The 18,019-nt window shown below is 66.7% G+C and carries 21 protein-coding genes; 8 read left to right on the top strand and 13 right to left on the bottom strand.

The window, feature by feature from the left end:
• Positions 1-50: 50 nt before the first annotated feature.
• Positions 51-1,610 carry an MFS transporter gene (locus ACIBUY_RS10895; protein ID WP_399152396.1) on the top strand — a complete coding sequence of 520 codons (1,560 nt, stop codon included), beginning with the start codon at positions 51-53 and terminating at the stop codon, positions 1,608-1,610.
• Positions 1,611-1,656: 46 nt separating this feature from the next.
• Positions 1,657-2,034, top strand: coding sequence for a VOC family protein (locus tag ACIBUY_RS10890; RefSeq protein ID WP_399152530.1), 378 nt, complete (start codon positions 1,657-1,659; stop codon positions 2,032-2,034).
• A 153-nt stretch (positions 2,035-2,187) separates the two neighbouring features.
• Here the strand turns inward: ACIBUY_RS10890 and ACIBUY_RS10885 are convergent, their stop codons facing one another.
• The 7 genes from ACIBUY_RS10885 to ACIBUY_RS10855 form a co-directional block, all read right to left on the bottom strand.
• The gene (locus tag ACIBUY_RS10885) at positions 2,188-2,493 is read right to left on the bottom strand and encodes a hypothetical protein (protein ID WP_365563332.1); all 306 of its coding nucleotides are present in this window, start codon (positions 2,491-2,493) and stop codon (positions 2,188-2,190) included.
• Positions 2,494-2,607: 114 nt separating this feature from the next.
• Entirely contained in the window at positions 2,608-3,081 is a 474-nt protein-coding gene (locus ACIBUY_RS10880; protein WP_365563334.1) for a carboxymuconolactone decarboxylase family protein, read from the bottom strand.
• Between the two features lie 136 nt (positions 3,082-3,217).
• Entirely contained in the window at positions 3,218-3,541 is a 324-nt protein-coding gene (locus ACIBUY_RS10875) for a hypothetical protein (protein WP_399152395.1), read from the bottom strand.
• A complete protein-coding gene (locus ACIBUY_RS10870) occupies positions 3,538-3,882 on the bottom strand; it encodes a hypothetical protein (RefSeq protein ID WP_399152394.1) in 345 nt (114 codons plus the stop codon). Before ACIBUY_RS10870 ends, ACIBUY_RS10875 begins: the two co-directional genes overlap by 4 nt.
• Positions 3,883-4,060: 178 nt before the next feature.
• Positions 4,061-4,984, bottom strand: coding sequence for a hypothetical protein (locus tag ACIBUY_RS10865; protein WP_399152393.1), 924 nt, complete (start codon positions 4,982-4,984; stop codon positions 4,061-4,063).
• A 536-nt stretch (positions 4,985-5,520) separates the two neighbouring features.
• The gene (locus tag ACIBUY_RS10860; protein WP_399152392.1) at positions 5,521-5,712 is read right to left on the bottom strand and encodes a DUF397 domain-containing protein; all 192 of its coding nucleotides are present in this window, start codon (positions 5,710-5,712) and stop codon (positions 5,521-5,523) included.
• Entirely contained in the window at positions 5,712-6,557 is an 846-nt protein-coding gene (locus ACIBUY_RS10855; protein ID WP_399152391.1) for a helix-turn-helix domain-containing protein, read from the bottom strand. The genes ACIBUY_RS10860 and ACIBUY_RS10855 overlap by 1 nt, the downstream gene beginning before the upstream one ends.
• Before the next feature lie 200 nt (positions 6,558-6,757).
• Between ACIBUY_RS10855 and ACIBUY_RS10850 the strand changes: the two genes are divergently transcribed.
• Both ACIBUY_RS10850 and ACIBUY_RS10845 read left to right on the top strand, forming a co-directional pair.
• Positions 6,758-7,432, top strand: a complete 675-nt coding sequence (locus ACIBUY_RS10850) for an ATP-binding protein (protein ID WP_399152390.1) — start codon at positions 6,758-6,760, stop codon at positions 7,430-7,432.
• Positions 7,433-7,690: 258 nt separating this feature from the next.
• Positions 7,691-9,643, top strand: coding sequence for a hypothetical protein (locus ACIBUY_RS10845; protein ID WP_399152389.1), 1,953 nt, complete (start codon positions 7,691-7,693; stop codon positions 9,641-9,643).
• A gap of 55 nt (positions 9,644-9,698) precedes the next feature.
• Here ACIBUY_RS10845 and ACIBUY_RS10840 read toward each other — a convergent pair whose 3' ends face one another.
• Complete coding sequence (locus ACIBUY_RS10840) at positions 9,699-11,042, bottom strand: DNA cytosine methyltransferase (protein ID WP_399152388.1); 1,344 nt, start codon at positions 11,040-11,042, stop codon at positions 9,699-9,701.
• Positions 11,043-11,224: 182 nt separating this feature from the next.
• Between ACIBUY_RS10840 and ACIBUY_RS10835 the strand changes: the two genes are divergently transcribed.
• Positions 11,225-12,424, top strand: coding sequence for a DNA cytosine methyltransferase (locus ACIBUY_RS10835; RefSeq protein WP_399152387.1), 1,200 nt, complete (start codon positions 11,225-11,227; stop codon positions 12,422-12,424).
• Here the strand turns inward: ACIBUY_RS10835 and ACIBUY_RS10830 are convergent.
• The 5 genes from ACIBUY_RS10830 to ACIBUY_RS10810 form a co-directional block, all read right to left on the bottom strand.
• Complete coding sequence (locus ACIBUY_RS10830; protein ID WP_399152386.1) at positions 12,374-12,856, bottom strand: very short patch repair endonuclease; 483 nt, start codon at positions 12,854-12,856, stop codon at positions 12,374-12,376. The genes ACIBUY_RS10835 and ACIBUY_RS10830 overlap by 51 nt on opposite strands.
• A 17-nt stretch (positions 12,857-12,873) precedes the next feature.
• Positions 12,874-13,077 carry a helix-turn-helix domain-containing protein gene (locus ACIBUY_RS10825; RefSeq protein WP_399152385.1) on the bottom strand — a complete coding sequence of 68 codons (204 nt, stop codon included), beginning with the start codon at positions 13,075-13,077 and terminating at the stop codon, positions 12,874-12,876.
• Positions 13,077-13,670, bottom strand: coding sequence for a Uma2 family endonuclease (locus ACIBUY_RS10820; RefSeq protein WP_399152384.1), 594 nt, complete (start codon positions 13,668-13,670; stop codon positions 13,077-13,079). The genes ACIBUY_RS10825 and ACIBUY_RS10820 overlap by 1 nt, the downstream gene beginning before the upstream one ends.
• A gap of 39 nt (positions 13,671-13,709) precedes the next feature.
• Positions 13,710-14,750 carry an SEC-C domain-containing protein gene (locus tag ACIBUY_RS10815; RefSeq protein ID WP_399152383.1) on the bottom strand — a complete coding sequence of 347 codons (1,041 nt, stop codon included), beginning with the start codon at positions 14,748-14,750 and terminating at the stop codon, positions 13,710-13,712.
• An 86-nt stretch (positions 14,751-14,836) separates the two neighbouring features.
• Positions 14,837-15,277: a DUF3592 domain-containing protein gene (locus ACIBUY_RS10810; protein WP_399152382.1), complete on the bottom strand. Its 441-nt coding sequence runs from the start codon at positions 15,275-15,277 to the stop codon at positions 14,837-14,839.
• Between the two features lie 141 nt (positions 15,278-15,418).
• Between ACIBUY_RS10810 and ACIBUY_RS10805 the strand changes: the two genes are divergently transcribed.
• From ACIBUY_RS10805 to ACIBUY_RS10795, 3 genes are read left to right on the top strand one after another with little or no spacing between them, the layout of a single operon-like run.
• Positions 15,419-16,249 (top strand): class E sortase, encoded by an 831-nt coding sequence (locus ACIBUY_RS10805; protein WP_399152529.1) that lies wholly within the window; start codon positions 15,419-15,421, stop codon positions 16,247-16,249.
• Positions 16,250-16,268: 19 nt separating this feature from the next.
• On the top strand, positions 16,269-16,490 hold the full coding sequence (locus tag ACIBUY_RS10800; protein ID WP_365563377.1) for a DUF3311 domain-containing protein: 222 nt from the start codon (positions 16,269-16,271) through the stop codon (positions 16,488-16,490).
• A complete protein-coding gene (locus tag ACIBUY_RS10795; protein ID WP_365563380.1) occupies positions 16,487-17,992 on the top strand; it encodes a sodium:solute symporter family protein in 1,506 nt (501 codons plus the stop codon). Before ACIBUY_RS10800 ends, ACIBUY_RS10795 begins: the two co-directional genes overlap by 4 nt.
• The last annotated feature ends 27 nt before the right edge of the window (positions 17,993-18,019 follow it).

The raw sequence follows: 18,019 nt of genomic DNA, 5'->3' as shown, positions 1-18,019 counted from the left end.
GGGCACTCGTACGGGACACATCGCCGGTTCCCTCGACGAGGAGGGCGCACATGTCCCTGGACGACCACGACGGCCGGCCCGCCACGGCCGGCACAGCCGCAACTACGGCCGGTACAGCCGCAACTGAGGCCACAGCCGAACCCGACGGCACGGCCACCATCACGACCGCCGTCCCGGCCCGCCTCGACCGCCTCCCCTGGTCCCGCTGGCACTGGACGGTGGTGATCGGGCTCGGCACGGTCTGGATTCTCGACGGGCTCGAAGTCACCGTCGTCGGCAACATCGCGGGCCGCCTGTCCGAGTCGGGCAGCGGCCTGCCGATCTCCTCCGCGCAGGTCACCGGCATCGCCGCCGCCCTGTACGTGGCGGGCGCCTGCGTCGGAGCCCTCTTCTTCGGCTGGCTGACGGACAGGTTCGGCCGCAAGAAGCTCTTCCTCCTCACCCTGGCGGTCTACCTGGCGGCGACGGCCCTCACCGCGCTCTCCTTCTCCACCTGGTGGTTCTTCCTCTTCCGCTTCTTCACTGGCTTCGGCATCGGCGGCGAGTACGCGGCCATCAACTCGGCCATCGACGAACTGATCCCGTCCCGCTTCCGCGGCCGCGTCGACCTCATCATCAACGGCAGCTTCTGGCTCGGCGCGATCGGCGGCTCGCTGCTGTCGATCGTCGCGCTGAACACGGACCTGTTCGCGAAGGACGTCGGCTGGCGCCTCACCTTCGCCCTCGGCGTCGTCCTCGGCCTGGTGATCCTCCTCGTACGCCGCAACGTCCCGGAGAGCCCCCGCTGGCTGTTCATCCACGGCAGGGGAGAGGAGGCCGATTCGCTCGTCACGGGCGTGGAGGAGAAGGTGCGGGCCCAGCACCACGGCCGCGAACTCCCGCCGCCCGAGGGCGAGATCACCATCCGGCAGCGCAAGAGCACCGGGTTCGTGGAGATCGCGCGCACGGTGTTCACGGCGTACCCGCGACGCACCACGCTCGGCCTCGCCCTCTTCATCGGGCAGGCGTTCCTCTACAACGCGATCACGTTCGGCTTCGGCGCGATCCTCACGACCTTCTACGACGTGCCGACCGGCTCGACGGGTTACTACTTCGCGGTCATCGCGGCGGGCAACTTCATGGGCCCGCTGCTGCTCGGCAAGCTCTTCGACACGGTCGGCCGCCGGGTCATGATCTCGTCGACGTACCTGCTGTCGGGCGTGCTCCTTTTCGGCACGGCCTGGCTCTTCGACCGCGGCTCGCTCACCGCGACGACCCTGACGGCCTGCTGGTGCGTCGTCCTCTTCTTCGCGTCGGCGGGCGCGTCCAGCGCGTACCTCACGGTCTCCGAGATCTTCCCGATGGAGACGCGCGCGATGGCGATCGCCTTCTTCTACGCGGTCGGCACGGCGGCCGGGGGCATCAGCGGCCCGCTTCTTTTCGCCGACCTCACCAAGAGCGGCAAGGTCGCCGACACGGTGCTCGCGTTCCAGGTCGGCGCGGCGCTGATGTGCGTGGCGGGCCTGGTGGCGGCGGCGTTCGCGGTGCGGGCGGAGCGGCGGTCCCTGGAGGACGTGGCGACTCCGCTGTCGGCGGTGACGGCCCCGGCCGGTGTGTCGCCGACCGTGTGACCGTGTGAGGACCGGATTCACGGGGACGATGACCCGCATGACTGAGATGAACCAGGTCCGCAGAGCCGTCCCGAACGTGGCCGTGGAGGGGCCGGAATCCCTCGCTGCCAACCGTGCCTTCTACGGTGCGCTCGGCTTCGAGGAGGTCATGGACCTCGGCTGGGTCATGACCCTCGCGTCCCCCTCCCACCCGGCGGCCCAGATCAACTTCATCACGCCGGGCGGCACGCCACCGCCCGTCCCGGTCCCGGACATGAGCGTGGAGGTCACCGACGTCGACGCGGCGTACGAGGCGATGCGCTCGGCGGGCGCCGAGATCGTCCGCGAACTGCGGGACGAGAAGTGGGGCGTACGCCGCTTCTTCGTACGGGACCCGCAGGGCAAGGTGGTGAATGTGCTGGGGCACGGCTCGGCGGGTTCTTGAGGGGCGCTTCCTTACGGAGGTGCCTTCTTACGGAGGTGCCTTCTTAGGCGGCGCGGCGGTCGACGAGTACGTACGAGGCGGCAGCCACGGCCCCGGCGACGCCGGCTGTGCTGTCCCGGGGGCAACCCCCGGACCCCCGGCCGGGGGCGGTGGTCAGGCCTTGCGGTCGACGAGTACGTACGAGGCGGCGGCCACGGCCCCGGCGACGCCGAAGACGGCCGGCCACGCCCCGACCTTCTTGGCCAGCGGGTGGGACCCGGCGAACGCGGCGACATACGCCCCGGTCAGCGCCCCCGCGACCTTCCCGCCCGCGGTCCGCTTCCACTGCGTCGCGGCGGCGGCCCCGGCAACGGCGAGCACGGCACCGCCGAGCTGCCGCTTCTTGGTGAAGCGGGCGGTGGCGTAACCACCCACGAGACCGGCGGCGGCGATGGGGGCGGCGGGCAGGGAACGGGCCATGGGACGAGCCTCCAGAACGGGACGAGTTGATGCGGTTTGAGGCTACGCCTCGGGGCCCCCGCCGATCCGGCGGGGGCCCGTGGGGCTCAGCTCGTGGTGCTCCGCTCGTGGGGCTCAGCCGAACATGCCGGGCTTGTAGTCGCCGGCGGGCAGCTGGACGGCGACGTTCAGGCGGTTGTAGGCGTTGATCAGGGCGATCAGCGAGACGAGCGCGGCGAGCTGGTCCTCGTCGTAGTGCTTGGCGGCGTTGGCCCACGCCTCGTCACTGACACCACCGGAGGCGTCCGCGATCCGGGTCCCCTGCTCGGCCAGCTCCAGGGCGGCCCGCTCGGCGTCGGTGAACACCTTGGCCTCGCGCCAGGCGGCAACGAGGGTCAGCCGCTGCACGGTCTCACCGGCGGCCTCGGCGTCCTTGGTGTGCATGTCGAGGCAGAACGCACACCCGTTGATCTGGCTGGCCCGGATCTTCACGAGCTCCTGGGTGCTCATCGGCAGACCGGAGGTCTCGAGGGCCTTGCCGGCGCTGTTGATGTGCTTGAGGAACTTACCGGCGACGGCGTTACCGAAGAGGTTGAGTCGGGCTTCCATGGTGATCTCCCTAGGCTGTGATGCCGGCCGTTTCGCTGGCCCGTTTGCTTGCTACATCCCTTTGACGGATGGGGTCGGGGAGATGTGACAGCACTGCGAGTGTGACCTGGGTCACACTCGCAGCCGTGGGGTCGACTCACCGCCAGAAGCATTCCTCGATGACGATCTGCGGATCGGTCGTCCGCCTCGTGAACTGGTAACGCAGCCAGCCCCGCCCGTGATCGAAGTACAGGACGTGCTGACCGCCGGGGCGAGTGGACTGGGCAGGTTCTACGCTCATGCCGGAGGGCAGGCCCCGGTCGGCATCGACGCCCCGGAAATACGGATCGGTGGCAACGACCAGCTCCGCCCGCGCGGCGAGAACGAGATCACGGGCGGTGCCCGGGAGAGCGTCCCGGTCCTCCGCGGCGGCCGTGGTCCAGTCCGCTTGCCAGGGCGGCCCCATGAATCCGTCGGTCACCGGCCAGGCTCGGCTTTCGCGGCTTCGCGGCGCAGTCGACCGGCCTCCTCGATCAGGGTCTTCGCGCGGGCGTAGTCGGCCTCCTTGCCCGCCGCGTCCTCCAGTCCGTGCACCTTCGTGGCCAACTCGGGATCGCGGGCGAGGGCGTACTCCGCCCACCAGCGAGCCATGAAGGCGGGGACGGGCGCGAGGTCGTAGGCATCGGCGATGTCACGGCGCCAGTGCCGATCGAAGTCGACCAGGAGCTGCGGTGCGTGCTGAGCGATGGCGGTGCGCAGCGCTTTCGGTGTTCTCTCCGGCATCGGGGGCACGGCGTTCGATCCGGTGGGGGCGGTGGTCATAGGGAGCTGTCCTCCGGCGGTGGCGTACCCCGTAGTCCGTGGTGTGAGCTGGTGCAGGTGCGTTGTAGTGCTGCGTGGAGGTGTTCCTTGTGTCTGCCGAAACGGTAATACGGATGGGGGCGGCAGCGGTGGGATACGGCGGGTGTTCACGTGGGTGACCGGGAGTCCGGGTGTCCGCTCAAGCGGCTCGCTCCTGAAGGAGCCGTCGCGTCTCTTCTCGTCCGCTCCCCGAAGGGGCACGGTCCGCCGAGGCCGCTCTGGCCGAGCACGCCCGGCAGATGCCCGTCTCCTGCCCCCATGGCAGAGGGTCCCGGCACTCGGGACACTCAAAGACCTGCCGCCACGCGCGCTTGCGCTCGGGCCGCTTGCGGCTGAGTCGATCGGCGATGAGCCGCACCGCCGAGTACACCTTGGCGGGCAGTCCGGCCGTGACGGCATCGACGATCTCGGCGGCTGAGGCCCCTCGCTCCAGCCAGACGACAACCTCGGGCACGAGCTCACGCACGCCGCGCTCGGTGAGTCGCAGCCGTGGGTCAACGGAGCCGAGCCGCCACAGAATCCCGGCGCTCTCGGCGGCATGCGGTTCGTCGACCGTGGCGGCGGCACCCGCGGGAGGGAGGGGAGGGTTCTTCCCTCCGTCCTTCAAGGGTTCCGTCTTCAGGTCGGCGGTATACCCGCGAGAAGAGAACGGGCCCGAAGATCCGGTTCCCACCCGTGTAGGAACCGGCTTGTGGGTACGCGGAGTTGAGGACCTCGGAGCCGAGGGCGCCGAGGGGGCCTGGGGAGCTTGGGGAGATGAGGTCGCCTGCGGAACCTCGTACACGTCAACGCTCGAGATGATCTGCCGCGTACGACTGTCCCGCTCGGTCTGCGTCACCCAATACCCCAACTCCCGCAGCTCCTTGACCGCCTTGGACACGGCGAGCCGCCCCTGCGGGAAGCCGTCGCTGAGGGTCCGTACGTTGACGTGCGCGCCGCTGGGGAGCGACAGGACGTAGGCGAGGATGCCGCGCGCAGTATGGGACAGGCGCGGGTCGCGGATGGCCTTGTTGGCGAGGACGGTGAAGTCACGCTCGTGGTGACGGATACGATGAATTTGCATGCGGAGGTTCTGCTCCTTGTGCCGGGCCCCCGGAGGTTGCCGCCTCGCGGGGGTCACCTGTGTGTGAAGTTGTTCGCGGAGGTTACGCGACGGTGATGGCGATCATACGGAGAGTGACACAGGTGGAGGGCCTAGATCAATCTTTGGCCCAAGCTGTCAACTGAACCTCATACAACCGGAGTTGGCACCCGCACCCCGAACAACCTGCACTCGCCCCACCACAGGGAGCGGCGGTCCACGCCCGTAGGCCGCTCCTCAGGAACTGGTCGGCGCCCCTTCCCCGACGAAGCCCAAGCCGACGAACGCCAGCCCCAACCAGCCGATGGCCAGGGCGAATAGGGAGGGAGGCGTCAGCAACCACCCACCGGCATCAGCCACGCAATTCAATGAAGAGCCCACCGTCCCGCACCCGACTTCGAACCACGCCGCCACCCCACCGGCGCGAACGCGGCGAACCCAAAGCCCCACCGGCCGGCTCACCGGGCGACGAAGCCGGAGACGGGCACCAGCGGGACTGTCTAGATCCACCGGGCGGGTCAGTCGCTTCGGCGGACTCCGCGCAGGAATTCTGTCCAGGCCTGCAGAGGGAGCGCGAGCCGGGGGCCGTCGTAGACCTTGGAGTCGCGCACTAGCACGGAGCCCGGAACGGCTGCGATCTCCACGCACTCCGTCCCACTGCCGCCGCTGTACGACGACTTGAACCAGACTGGCTCCTGCTGGGCGGGCATCAACACTCCTTGCTTATGCGGCGGATGAGCTTCCCAGAGTCATCGGGTGCGAGGGCTTGGGCGCTCAGGTACTGGAATGCCAACCTATAGCGCTCCAGTTCCTGGGGCTTCTCCATGAAGAGGCCACCGCCCAGCGTATCGACGTATACGACGTCGAGTTCTGGAGTGGGCCCGCCCAGCACGACGAAGCTGCCTACTGCCGCAGCGTGCGCTCCGCTCTCGAACGGTAGGACCTGCACCGTGACTTGGGGCAAATCCATCGAGGCGATGAGCTTACGGAGCTGCTCTCGCATGATGTCGCTACCGCCGACGCGCCTGCGCAGAGCCGCTTCATCAATCACTGCCCACAGATGTGGGGGGCTTTCGCGGTGGAGCAACTCCTGACGCTTCATGCGGATGTCGACCATGAGGCGCACCTCACTCTCCGGGCAGCGCATCTCGGAGGCGCGGTGGACGGCTTCGGAATAGGCGCGGGTCTGGAGGAGGCCGGGGATGTAGACGGAGGCGTAGTGGTCCTCGCGGATCGCCTCATCCTCCAGGGTCAGCATGAGGTTCATGGACTCGGGAATCGGGTCGGCGAGTGATCGCCACCAGCCCTGGATCTTGACCCCTTTGGCGAGTTCGACCAGCGCCGCGCGCTCTTCTTCCGAAGCGCCGTACTCGCGGCACAGCGCGTCCACGGCAGGCCACTTCACGGAGCCTTCCTTGGTCTCGTAACGACTCAGGGTCGCCTTGGAGATGCCGACGCGTGCTCCCGCGTCTTCGAGCGTGAGGCCCGAGCTTTCGCGTAGGCGCCGTAGGTCGGCTCCGAGTTGCCGCCTGCGCGTCGTGGGTCCCACTGACATGGAGAATGCCCTTCTTGTCGATCGGACTGATCGTGCGTCCTTCATTCCGTAGGGGCAAGGTGGCGCGCGCCGGGGGCGTGCGGCTCCACGTGTGCTTCCGGGCTCCGAAAATGAGAGTTCCATTTTGGAAGTTCCAGTGCAACGCTCGTGAGGGACACAGGTTTGTGGCCTAAAGGCCTCTAGGGCAACGGAGTTGAGCTGTGGTCTGGAACGCACGCTGCATGCACCGGAAGTCGTGGGACCTGGCCTTCCTCGCGGAGCCCGAGGAGGTTGCCGGGGTGCGAAGGCTTATCCGAGAGCGTTTGAGGCTCTGGGGGCTGCACAGCATTGTGGAGGGAGCCCAACTTTGCGTCACAGAGCTCGTGTCAAACGTGATCACTCATGTGGGACGCGGCACGCCTGTCACCCTGGCGTCGTCGATGAACGGCACCTTCGCGCGCTTCGAGATCCACGACCCCGATACGCGGGCCTTGCCGACTCTGCTCGATGCGACCTCGGAATCGGAAGGCGGACGAGGCATGACCCTGGTTGACGCTATGTCGGATCGGTGGGGAGTGCAGTTGAGAGCGGATCGCAAGGTTACGTGGTGTGAGCTCGCCACGGATGTGGCCAGCCCCGGCGGGCACAGTGGCGGAGCGAGGGTTGCGAGGGCTGAGGTTGTGCTCGGCCTCTACGGCATGACGGGAGAGGCTCGTTCTGCAGGCGTTGAGGGCAGCCACCTGTCCGCGCTGAGCGTCGTGATGGCTCAGCGCTCAGTAGTCGACATGGTGACTGACGTGCTGCATTGGGCTCGCGCGCACGGATGTGACCCGGATGAGGTTCTGGAATGGGCGCAGATGAAGTTCGAGAACACGATCACGACAGAAGGCGCGTGACGTAGTCGAGTTGCCAATAAGGGGTGCCTCTCCATCTTCGGTCTGGTGCTGAGTTGTCGAAGGTCAGAGCGGCAACTAGCTCTGCTGCTCGAGTCTTTGGGACGGTGTTTTGGGTCAACGGACTGTTGGTCTCTCGGCGAGTGCGTTTCGGAAACTTCATGCAGAAGGAGGGCACCCGGGTCTACGATGCACTCCGGCAAGGGCGCCTGCTCTTGCCGTGACTTCTAGGGCTTACGGGCTCTAGGGGAGAGGAGTGCAATGCCCAGGTATGTTCATGTGCCGACGGAAGCGACGCACCAGTTGATTCGCCAGGCCTACGAGGCTGGCGGGCCCTACCAATGGGCGCGTGAAGCGTGGCGGAACTCCGAAGAGAGCCACGCATCGATCATCCAGTTCGGGATCGAGGAGCAGGCGGCAAGCCGACTCGGTGTCCTCAGGCGCACCATCATGGACAACGGCGAAGGAATGGGTCCTGATGACCTGAGGCTCTTCCTCACTACGTTCGGCGGCGGTGGTAAGCCTATCGGCGTCGACCAGAACTTCGGTCAGGGGTTCAAGTCTGCGGTGCTCCCGTGGAATCCATACGGCGTGGTGGTGATCAGCTACACGGTTGAGGCGCCTCACGGAGCAATGCTCTGGATCCAGAGGGACAAGCAGGGAAACTACGCCCTCAGAGAGTTCCCGATCGAGGAAGAGACGGGCGACACCTACCTCACCGATGTCGTCATGCCGTTCGAGGACGCGGATCATGGATGTGACTGGAGTGCACTCCGGCCGGAGTGGATGAAGACAGGCACGATCATGGTGCTCCTCGGAGCGGACGCAGAGAGCAGCACATGGCAGGGGGACCCTGAACCGTCCCGCAGCGAAACTGTCGATGGCCTCATCAGGTACCTCAACGGGCGGCTTCTGGATGTTCCGCACCGAGATGGGGAGCCGATCGAGACCACAGTCTTCGATCTGTACCGCAGGAAGAGTGTGGAGCGTCGTGCGAGTAAGGACCGCACGGTAACGCTGCCTGACGGCGCGGAAATGGTGTGGCGCCCGCGTCGTGTTTACGGACTCCGGCATTACATCCCGCAAGAGGCACTCACCGGGCAGGTAGTGGTCGACAACCATGGGACGCGCGCCGAATGGTTCTATGTTCCGGAGCCTGTGCTTCCCGTAGGCGGATCAAAAGACTACGTCGGGCAGAGGCCCGTTGTCGCTGTCAACTACCAGGGGGAGCTGTACCACGCCGATTCAACGAAGAGTCGGTACAGGCAGTTCGGTATCACTGACGAGATCATGGCCCGGACGTGGCTCATCTTGCATCCTCCGGTATACAGCGACAGCCGGCCCACGGACTGGGGTGTGTTGACGCAGGCGTCCCGCAACATGCTCATGAGCAAGGGCGGGGTCGAACTTCCCTGGGAGCAATGGGGTGACCGGTTCTTCGACAGCTTCCCCGACGAACTGGCGCGTGCTCGGGATGAGGCGCGGTCGAAGAACTACAGCCGCACGGACCCGTCGATGGCAAAGAGCCTGTCCCGAATCCTTGACCGGCTGAACCCTCGTTTCAAGGCGAGCCGTGTACTGAGCTCGGCGGCGGGCCGAGTTGTGGGTATGGCTAGCGGTTCCTATGCCGGGGCCCCAGGGGCGGGAGCGACCAAGTCAGGTGATGGGCGCGGGGCAAGCGGTGGCAGCGGCGGCACGGCTGGGACGCGTCAACTACTCGTTCCGGCCGTCGGCGGAAACCTGACAGGCACCCATGCTCGGGTGCGTGGTGGTTACCCTTCCTTCGATTGGAAGAAGTTCGAAGGAGAGGAAGCCAAGAACCTTGCAAGGTACGACCAGAACGACAAGTTGGACCTCGATGACGGCAGCACGTCGCGCGGAGTCGTGTGGTTGAACCTGCGGCACCCCGTCTTTGTGCAGGAGTCGACCTACTGGGCTGATCAGTGGCCCAAAGCTGACCCTGGGCAGGTAGAAAAGCTCGTGCGTAAGGTCTACGGGGAGGAAGCTGTTGCGCATGTGGTCCATGCGCAACGGCTCAATGGCACCGTGGTGGCAAGGACCGAGGACGGGCCGGTAATCCTGGGAGAGCAGGACGTGCAGAACCTCGTGTCGCCTGAGGCGCTCTCGGCTGCCTTGCTCGGGTTGGTTAATGTCGAGCAGCGGATCCTGACACAAGGCGGCGGTTTGTTCGGTAGCAGGTCGTCTAGCCAATAGTTGTATCGGAAGGTTGTGCCGCCGACCATGACTAGTCGACGGCACAACCTTCCGGCTACTTTGCCGACTTCGTCTGGTCGATCTTTTTAGGCTTGCGCGGGCGCATGGTGGAAGGTGGCGCAACCTGGTCCGCGGGCCGAGGGCACCTGTCGGTACATGCATCCTCAGCCCCGCAGCCGTGACTTCGCAGTTTGGCCTGCTGCTCTGTCGTTGCGGGTTGCCAAGGCTTTGACATCACATCGGTGTCCGGCCTGGGCATGCCGAGTGCGGCGCTCAGCAGGTGCGCTCCGAACAGAGGCGGTACAGCGTTGCCCACCTGTTGAGCTTGAGCGGTTCCGGACCACGGATAGTCCGGCGGGAAACTCTGCAACATCCCGGCTTCATTCATGCTGAATCTCGGCCCCTCGTAGACGATGTCGTTGTCGAGGTGTTGGAAGATCACAGAGCGGGAGATGCGGCCGGTGACGGTGAACGCGGGCTGCTGGTCGCTGCGTACTCCACGCCTTCCGGAGACTCCGGAACTTCCGTAGTTCGAGCGGACCAGGAAGGGAGTGGGACGGCCCGGATGTCTGCCAGCAGGGTTGCCGAGCACTTCACCCATAGACCTCCAAGGCAGCAGACCTTCCCCGCCGAGGGTGGGCTGCTGCCGATGGCTCGCAGCCTGGTCGCTCTCATTCCTCCGGTTCCATTCCTTCGCCTCATAGGAGTGGTGAGTCGGTGCGGGGAGCGAAGGCGCATCCAATCCCTCGCGACGAGCGATCAGCACCGCGCGGGACCGCTTCTGAGGCACTCCGTAGGTCTCGGTGTCCAGGCGGCCGACAACGACCTTGTACTTGGTGCCGTCGGGGAGCCCTGTCTCTCGCAGCACCATGGCGTAGTGATGCCAGAGCTCCTCGACTGCGGGTACCTGTTCCAGGACGATGACGTCGTACGGACGCTTCTCCCGAGTAGGGCTCCGGGTGGCCTGGATGGCATATCGCAGGGGTTCTAGAACAAGTGCAGTGCGTGGATCACTGAGAGTTTTGAGGCTCTCGTCGATCGCCTCGTCGGGCTCTCCTGCCGTCAGTCGCTCGATGTACGTCTTCACCCTTTCCAGAGCCTCGCGCCCGGCACCGTGCCCAGCCACCGAGTACGTCTGGCAGGGAGGCCCGCCAGCGAGCACATTGACCTCTGGGGGCAAAGACTCGAAGGCACTCTTGCGTACTGCGCTCACATCGGCATGAAGTGTGTCCAACCCGGCTGCGTAACGCGTCAGGCACGCACCTTTGTCCCACTCGATGCCGAGACTCGGGATGTCGAGTGCATGTCCGGCGACGTCCAACCCGCCAGGTCCTGCGAAGAGATCCAGGACAAAAGGCTTGTCGAGGATGGACGACTGTTGGGGTGCCGTGCTGGTCATGAGGTGGGAGTCTAGCCAGCCTTGAAGATCGCTGAGTCCGGTTGCCGACTGGATCCCAACTGAGCTGCGGGAACGGCCCGGGACGAAGGACGATGCAGGGGCGAGTGGACAGACCCGGGGACCCTGAAGTGGAAGGATGCGAGACTGTCGTGTCTGCGTGCACACCGTACCTGGGGGAATCGATGGGAATGGGCAACGACCGTTTGACCTCGCTGGAGGTCTGTGCGGGTGCAGGTGGTCAAGCTCTGGGGCTTCATATGGCCGGCTTCCGGCACCTTGCGCTGGTCGAGATCGACAAGCATGCCGTAGCGACCCTCCGGAAGAACCTCAACGAGCGTGCAGAATGGGCTTGGGAGAGGGAGCACTGCCTAATCCATGAAGGGGACGTGAAGGAATTCCGCCCCCTAGAGCAGGTGTTTTCTCCGGAAGTTCCTGGTGCTTCCATTCGGATCCCCGCCGAGGAATATCCAATGCTTGAGTCGGGGCAACTCGACCTCTTGGCCGGCGGGGTTCCGTGCCCGCCCTTTTCTTTTGCGGGTAAGCAGTTGGGTCAAGATGACGAGCGAGATCTTTTTCCGGCAATGCTGGAGATGGTCGAGGAGTTGATGCCTCGGGCTGTAATGATTGAGAATGTTCGAGGCTTGGTCGAGCCTGAGTTGAAGTTTCTTTACTATCGAAATCACATCAAGAACCGTTTGCGTCGAGCGGGGTACGTGATCTGCGGATGGCGAGTCTTGGAGGCGCAAAAGTTCGGAGTGCCGCAGCTCCGGCCACGAGCAATTCTGGTAGCTATCAGGGGAGATCAGTATCGAGGCTTCGATTGGCCGAGAGAAAATATGCGAGTAAAAACTGTGGGGGAGGCCCTCTATGATTCGATGAAGGAGAGGCTGGGGGGTGAAGACTCTCCTCGCTTTAAGCAATGGTATGAAAAGGCGAGATTCGGCGGTGTGGCCCCCACGCTTGTAGGCGGTTCGAAGAAGCATGGCGGCGCGGATCTCGGACCCACGCGCGCTAAGAAGGCGTGGGCTGGCCTTGGCGTTAATGCGATGGGTGTCGCCAACGACGCGGACAGCGTCGTGGACCCAGGCCGAGATCTAGGCGACTTGGCGGGGCGAGGTCCAATGCTCACAGTTGCCCAGGCCGCGATCATTCAGGGATTCCCGGAGGACTGGGCCTTCACTGGCGGAAAGACGGCGCGCTACCGGCAGGTTGGGAATGCTTTTCCTCCTCCTGTCGCAGCCGCAGTAGGTGGGGCGATCAGTGAAGCGCTCTCGCGCAAAGGTCGGTTGCTGGCCGACCCGAGTCCGGAGCATGAGCCAGAAGAGGATCCGTCAATGGCGGGTGCTGTTAGTGATGTGCAGGAGATCTTTTCGGTGGGCTAGCACGGTGCAGGCGACAACGGTTGCGCACTCTTCGGCGTCCTCGTGTTCCCAAAAGCGGAGCACAGTCCAGCCCGCTGCCTCGAGTTGCTGGTTCGTGTCCTGGTCGCGAGCCATATTGCGCACGACCTTGTCCGACCAATAGGCAGGATTGGTCTTCGGTGATACGTAGTGCTTTGGGCAGCCGTGCCAATAGCAGCCGTCGACGAACACAGCGACCTTCACCGAGCGGAAGACCACATCGGCAGTACGTCGAAGTTCCGGGAGCGGTCTGGCGGCCACGCGATATCGAAGGCCACGAGCGTGAAGCAGCCGGCGAAGTGCCCATTCGGGACCTGTGTCGCGACTGCGGACCGCCTGCATGTTCTTTCGCCGCGCAGCGGAAGATGCCCAAGAACCTTCAGGGGCCTGCCACTTGGGTGATTCGGGTGGCATCTGTCCTCTTTCGCCGGTCAGTGCACCGCTTGCTCAAACGCGATAGTCAACCTGCACCCCAGCGCCTCGGCGATCCGGGCGAGCAGTGGAAGCGTAGGTACGTCCCTGCCGTTCTCGATGCGGGAGATCGCCGCTTGGCCGGTGCCGATGAGCGCGGCCAACTGGGCTTGCGACAAGCCGCGTTCGTGACGCCAGTGGCGGACGAGGGCTGCGGGGTCCATTATTCGCCCGCTTCGTCGCCGTACCGCGGGAGCGCGCTCGTGTCGATCTTCCAGCCTTGAACGACGAGGGTGTCGCCGAACGTGAAGTGCTGCTGGTTGTCGTACGTGGGCGCTCCGGTGCGGGTGGTAGGCGCCCAGTGGTGGACGGCTGTGCCGTCGCGCGGGTCGACGATCACGTAGTGCGGGATGCCCATGGCGGGGTAGTCGCGGAGCTTTCCCTCGTAGTCGTTGGCTGGGTTGGAGCGGGAGACGATCTCGATGATCAGGTGACAGTGGGCCGGGGCGATGGCGTCCGCCCCGGACTCCTCGTGGGCGCGATCGATGACCGCGAGGTCGGGAACGCGCAGGATGCCCAGGCCAGGATCTTCGAGATCGGTCTCCACCATGACGACGAGATCGGCCGGGAGCTGAGCGGTGAGTTGATCGCGGAGCCGGTTGCCAACGCGCTGGTGCTGCATCTTGGGGCTCATCATCATCACGATCTGGCCCTGGCTGATCTCGGGCCAGCGCATCGTCTCGGTCCCGCTGCCGAACCCCTCACGAAAGGTGTCGCGGAACTCGCGAAGGTGGCGGTAGATCGTCTCCTTGCTCATACACTCACCGTACATGAGGAAATCCTCATGCGCCTGGGCTTAGGCTCCGCCCCCGTGGCACTCCCCGTACGCATTACCCGACCCGCACCAACACCCCGCCCCCGCCTCCGGCGGCCAAGAAGCCGCCCGCCCCCGCGCCGCCAGCGTCGTCGCGTACTGCGGCAGCAGCGACACGTCCCCCGGCGAAGACCCCTCCGAAGCCGCGAAGGCCTCGTAAGAAGGCACCGTGCCCGTCACGATTCCGAGGTTCCCCGTGCCGGAGGCGGCCAGTTCCCTCAGGGACGCCTCTATCGACGCCAAGTGCGCCTCGTACGAGGGGTATTCAGAACCCAGCGCCGGATACGCCGCCAGCAGCTCCGCGTACTCCGTCGACGGCCAGTGCAGGACCGCCACCGGGAACGGGCGCGACAGGGCCTCTCGGTACGAGCCCAACTCCGCGCGCAGGCGGTCGATTTCGGCGCGGAGTTCCGCCGGGTTGGAGGAGCCCAGGGCCCACAGGCGCTTGGGGTCGTGGAGTTCGTCGAGGGAGACCGGGGTGCGGTTGGCGCGGTCGGCCAGGGCGTCCCAGGCGTCGTGCTCCGCGCCGAGGAGGCGGCGGACGCGGTGGCGGCCCAGGAGGAGGGGGTGCTTGGCGTAGGGGACGGTGCCGGACTCGCGCTCCGCGTCCGGGACCAGGAGGTCGAGCGCCTCCGTGAACGTCTCGTGGGCCTGGTCGAGTTCGTCGTGGGATTCGAGGGACTCCGCTGCGATCACCCACGGCGCCGGTTCCCGGGGAGCCGACGTGCGGATGCCGGTGATGATCGCCCGGGCCTCGGCCTCGTGGCCGTACTCCCACAGGTTCGCGGCCTTGAGGGCGCGGATCAGGGACGGGTCGTTCACGTGCTCCGCGGCCAGCAGGCCGTCGTACAGCGCTGTCGCGCGGTCGCGGGCGTCGGCCAGTTCGTAGTGGGCCGCGGCCTGCAGGAGCAGGGCTTCCGCGTCCTCGGGGTACATGGCCGCCGTGCGTTCCAGGCGCTCGGCTTCCGCTACGTGGTCGGCGTGCTCGTTCTCGGCGGGCGTGGCAGGCGTGTCGGGGCGCATGGTGGACACCGTACTGCCGCGGACCAGGCGAGGGGGATGCGCCGGTCGGCCGGGTTCGCGGGGCTCAGGGGGCAGGGGGCAGGGGGTCAGTAGCGCGTGCCGCCTTGGTGGACGACGTATGCCAACCGCCACACGACCACCGCCAGTGTTCCGGCCCACAGCGCGATGCCCAGGTACAGGCCGCGGACGCAGGAGCGGTGGCGGGCGTCCGTGTCCAGGGCGGCGAGGTCGGGGTGTGCCGGGTCGAAACGGACGCGGACCCGGGAGCCCTCGGGCAGGGCGTGGGCGCCGGTGGCGTCCGGGAGGGGCAGTTCGCGCGTCGTGCCGTCGGGGGTCGTCCAGGTGACCACCGGGTGCAGCGTCGCGTACGTGGCCTCGCGGGAGGCCACGTGGCCGGTGACCGTCGCCTCGACGACCGTGCCCGTCGAGCGGCGCAGCGTCTCCGTCACGAGTTGCACGATGGACGTCGCCGTCAGAGCCAGGCCTCCGGCGAACGGGATCAGGGCCAGCAGCCAGGCCGTACTCATGCCGGTTGACTCATGCCGGTTGCTCCCAAATGCGGTGGTGGGCTGGATAGTTGAGGCCGCGCGATCTATCTTGCGCGCGTGCTGCAGCGTACGCGTACGGACGACGGGCCCCGCGTGGTGACCCAAGGCGTGGCCCAAGGGGTGGCCCCGAGGGCGGCCCGGCGGGCGGCTCGGGTGCGTCCCGCCCGCTCACCGGGGCGTCGCGCCCTGTGGACCGGCGCCGAAGTCGCCGTCACCCTCGGCCTCGTCCTGCTGCTGCTCGTCGTGCATCAGCTGTGGTGGACCAACCGGCAGGCCAAGGCCGATGCCGGGCACAAGGTGCAGGCCCTGGAGCGGGAGTGGCAGCACCCCACCGCCACCGACCAACCCGCCGCGACCGATCAACCCGGCAGCGACGGGGCCGCCGGCAGCGACGAGGCCGATGACGACCCCGCCGTGACCCCTTCCGCCGGCACCGGTTCCTCCGGCACCGGCAGGAGCGGGAGCGGGGCCCGGCGGAACGTCGCCCCCCAACCCCGCTGGGACCAGGCCTACGCCATCATCTCCATCCCGCGCCTCGGCCTGCGGGCCCCCGTCGCGCAGGGCATCAGCAAGCCGAACGTCCTCAACCACGGGTACGTCGGCCACTACCCCGGCACCGCGCAGCCCGGCGGCGCCGGGAACTTCGCGCTCGCCGGGCACCGCAACACCCATGGCGAGCCGTTCCGTTACATCAACCGGCTGCGGCGCGGCGACACCGTCACCGTCGAGACGAAGAGCGCCACCTATACGTATGTCGTCGACAAGAGCCTGGCGCAGACATCCGCCTCTGACGGTGGGGTGATCCGGCCCGTCCCGCGCAGCCGCGTCGTGCCGTCGGCCGGGTACAGCGCGCCGGGGTACTACATCACCCTCACCACCTGCACCCCGGAGTTCACCTCCAGATACCGGCTCGTGGTGTGGGGGAAGTTGAGCCGGGTGACGCCCCGATAGCTCGATAGGCTCCCTGCTCGTGATCAACCGCCGGTCCCGTCGACCCCATCTGCTCTGGCTCCTCGTGCCCTTCGTGCTCTACGTCGGCGCGCTCCCGTTCGTGAACCGTGTCGAGCCCGTCGTGCTCGGGCTGCCGTTCCTGTTCGTGTGGCTGCTCGCCGCGACCCTGCTCACGCCCGTCTCCGTATGGCTTACCTGGCGCGGGGACCGGAAGCTGCGCGAAGGGCGGCGGCAGTCATGAGCGACGGGGCCGTTGCCAGCACCCTCTTCGGGGCCTTCATGGTCGTCACGCTCGCCCTCGGGCTGCTCGCGGTGCGCGGCAAGGGGAAGGGCGGAGGGCTCACCGAGTGGTCGGTGGGCGGGCGTTCGCTCGGGGCCGTGTTCATCTGGGTGCTCATGGCGGGGGAGGGGTACACGAGCTTCAGTTATCTGGGGGCCGCGGGATGGGGGTACAACTTCGGCGCGCCCGTCCTCTACGTCGTCGCCTACATGTCGTGCGGTTACGCCGTCGGCTACGTCGTCGGGCCGATGCTGTGGGCGTACGCGCGCAAGCACGGGCTCGTGAGCATCACGGACATGGTCGCCCACCGGTACCGGCGGCCGTGGCTCGGTGCCGCCGTCGCCGTGCTCGTCACCGTTTTCCTGCTGCCCTACATCCAGTTGCAGATCACGGGGATGGGTGTGGTTGTTTCGACCATCTCCTACGGCGCCATCAGCCTCAACTGGGCGTATTTCATCGGCTTCGCCGTCACCACCGTCTTCGTCGTGGTGAGCGGGCTGCGGGGGAGCGCCTGGGTGTCCGTCCTGAAGGACGTGCTCGTCATCGTCACGCTCGCCTTCCTCGCCGTGTACGTACCTCTGCACTACTTCGACGGGTACGGGGACTTCCTCGGGCGGCTCGTGGAGGAGAAGAGCGCCTGGCTGACGTTGCCGGGGAGTGGTGGATCGCCGTACGGGGAAGGGTGGTTCGCCACCACCACCTTCCTGAACGCGCTCACCGTCGTCATCTTCCCGACGACCGTCGCCGGGTACCTCGGTGCCCGCAGCGCGGACGGGCTGCGGCGCAACGCCATGTGGCTGCCCGCCTACAACGTGCTCCTCTTCGTGCCCATGCTGTTGGGCATGGCGGCGCTGTTCGTCGTGCCCGGGCTGACCGGTGCCGAGTCGAACCTCGCGCTGCTCAAGCTCGTCGTCGACTCGCTGCCCGCCTGGGCCGTGGGGATCATCGGGGTCGCGGCCGCGCTGTCGTCGATCGTGCCGATGGCCGTGTTCATGCTGGTCATCGGGACGATGTGGGGGAGCAGTGTGATGTCGCTCGTGCCGCGGTGGCGGGGGACGTCGGAGGCGTCGTCGCGGGCGCAGAAGGCCGGGTCGCAGGTCGTGGTCGTCGTCGCGGGGGCGCTCGCGCTCGTGCTGACGTATGCCGCGCCGAACACCCTCGTGCGGCTCTCCCTCATCTCGTACGAGGGGATGGCACAGCTCGTACCGATGCTGCTGGTGGGGTTGTTGTGGCGGCGGTTGAGTCTGGTGGGTGCGCTGAGCGGGCTCGTCGTCGGGGTCGGGATCGTGTGCGGGCTCGTGTTCAGCGAGCACGATCCGGTGTTCGGGGTGAACGCCGGGATCGTCGCCCTCGCCGCCAATCTCGCCGTGACGGTGCTGGTGACGTACGTGTGCCCGGCCGACCGGGACGAGCGGGCGGACGAGGACGTGCTCGCCCGGGATCCGATCGGGGACATCGCATAGAACCAGGTGCCTGTTCCTGTGCCTGCT

Source organism: Streptomyces sp. NPDC050085 (assembly GCF_044460595.1).
GTDB lineage: Bacteria > Actinomycetota > Actinomycetes > Streptomycetales > Streptomycetaceae > Streptomyces.
The sequence above is the reverse complement of the archived record's forward strand: the minus strand, read 5'-3'. Positions and strand labels throughout refer to the sequence as shown.

Bases quoted from the DNA above. Each gene is read 5' to 3' on its own strand.
- ACIBUY_RS10870 (WP_399152394.1), bottom strand. From the start codon at position 3,882: ATGACCACCGCCCCCACCGGATCGAACGCCGTGCCCCCGATGCCGGAG.
- ACIBUY_RS10890 (WP_399152530.1), top strand. From the start codon at position 1,657: ATGAACCAGGTCCGCAGAGCCGTCCCGAACGTGGCCGTGGAGGGGCCG.
- ACIBUY_RS10795 (WP_365563380.1), top strand. From the start codon at position 16,487: ATGAGCGACGGGGCCGTTGCCAGCACCCTCTTCGGGGCCTTCATGGTC.
- ACIBUY_RS10835 (WP_399152387.1), top strand. From the start codon at position 11,225: ATGGGAATGGGCAACGACCGTTTGACCTCGCTGGAGGTCTGTGCGGGT.
- ACIBUY_RS10840 (WP_399152388.1), bottom strand. From the start codon at position 11,042: ATGACCAGCACGGCACCCCAACAGTCGTCCATCCTCGACAAGCCTTTT.
- ACIBUY_RS10825 (WP_399152385.1), bottom strand. From the start codon at position 13,077: ATGGACCCCGCAGCCCTCGTCCGCCACTGGCGTCACGAACGCGGCTTG.
- ACIBUY_RS10860 (WP_399152392.1), bottom strand. From the start codon at position 5,712: ATGCCCGCCCAGCAGGAGCCAGTCTGGTTCAAGTCGTCGTACAGCGGC.
- ACIBUY_RS10815 (WP_399152383.1), bottom strand. From the start codon at position 14,750: ATGCGCCCCGACACGCCTGCCACGCCCGCCGAGAACGAGCACGCCGAC.
- ACIBUY_RS10855 (WP_399152391.1), bottom strand. From the start codon at position 6,557: ATGTCAGTGGGACCCACGACGCGCAGGCGGCAACTCGGAGCCGACCTA.
- ACIBUY_RS10865 (WP_399152393.1), bottom strand. From the start codon at position 4,984: ATGCAAATTCATCGTATCCGTCACCACGAGCGTGACTTCACCGTCCTC.
- ACIBUY_RS10810 (WP_399152382.1), bottom strand. From the start codon at position 15,277: ATGAGTACGGCCTGGCTGCTGGCCCTGATCCCGTTCGCCGGAGGCCTG.
- ACIBUY_RS10830 (WP_399152386.1), bottom strand. From the start codon at position 12,856: ATGCCACCCGAATCACCCAAGTGGCAGGCCCCTGAAGGTTCTTGGGCA.
- ACIBUY_RS10880 (WP_365563334.1), bottom strand. From the start codon at position 3,081: ATGGAAGCCCGACTCAACCTCTTCGGTAACGCCGTCGCCGGTAAGTTC.
- ACIBUY_RS10845 (WP_399152389.1), top strand. From the start codon at position 7,691: ATGCCCAGGTATGTTCATGTGCCGACGGAAGCGACGCACCAGTTGATT.
- ACIBUY_RS10820 (WP_399152384.1), bottom strand. From the start codon at position 13,670: ATGAGCAAGGAGACGATCTACCGCCACCTTCGCGAGTTCCGCGACACC.
- ACIBUY_RS10885 (WP_365563332.1), bottom strand. From the start codon at position 2,493: ATGGCCCGTTCCCTGCCCGCCGCCCCCATCGCCGCCGCCGGTCTCGTG.
- ACIBUY_RS10895 (WP_399152396.1), top strand. From the start codon at position 51: ATGTCCCTGGACGACCACGACGGCCGGCCCGCCACGGCCGGCACAGCC.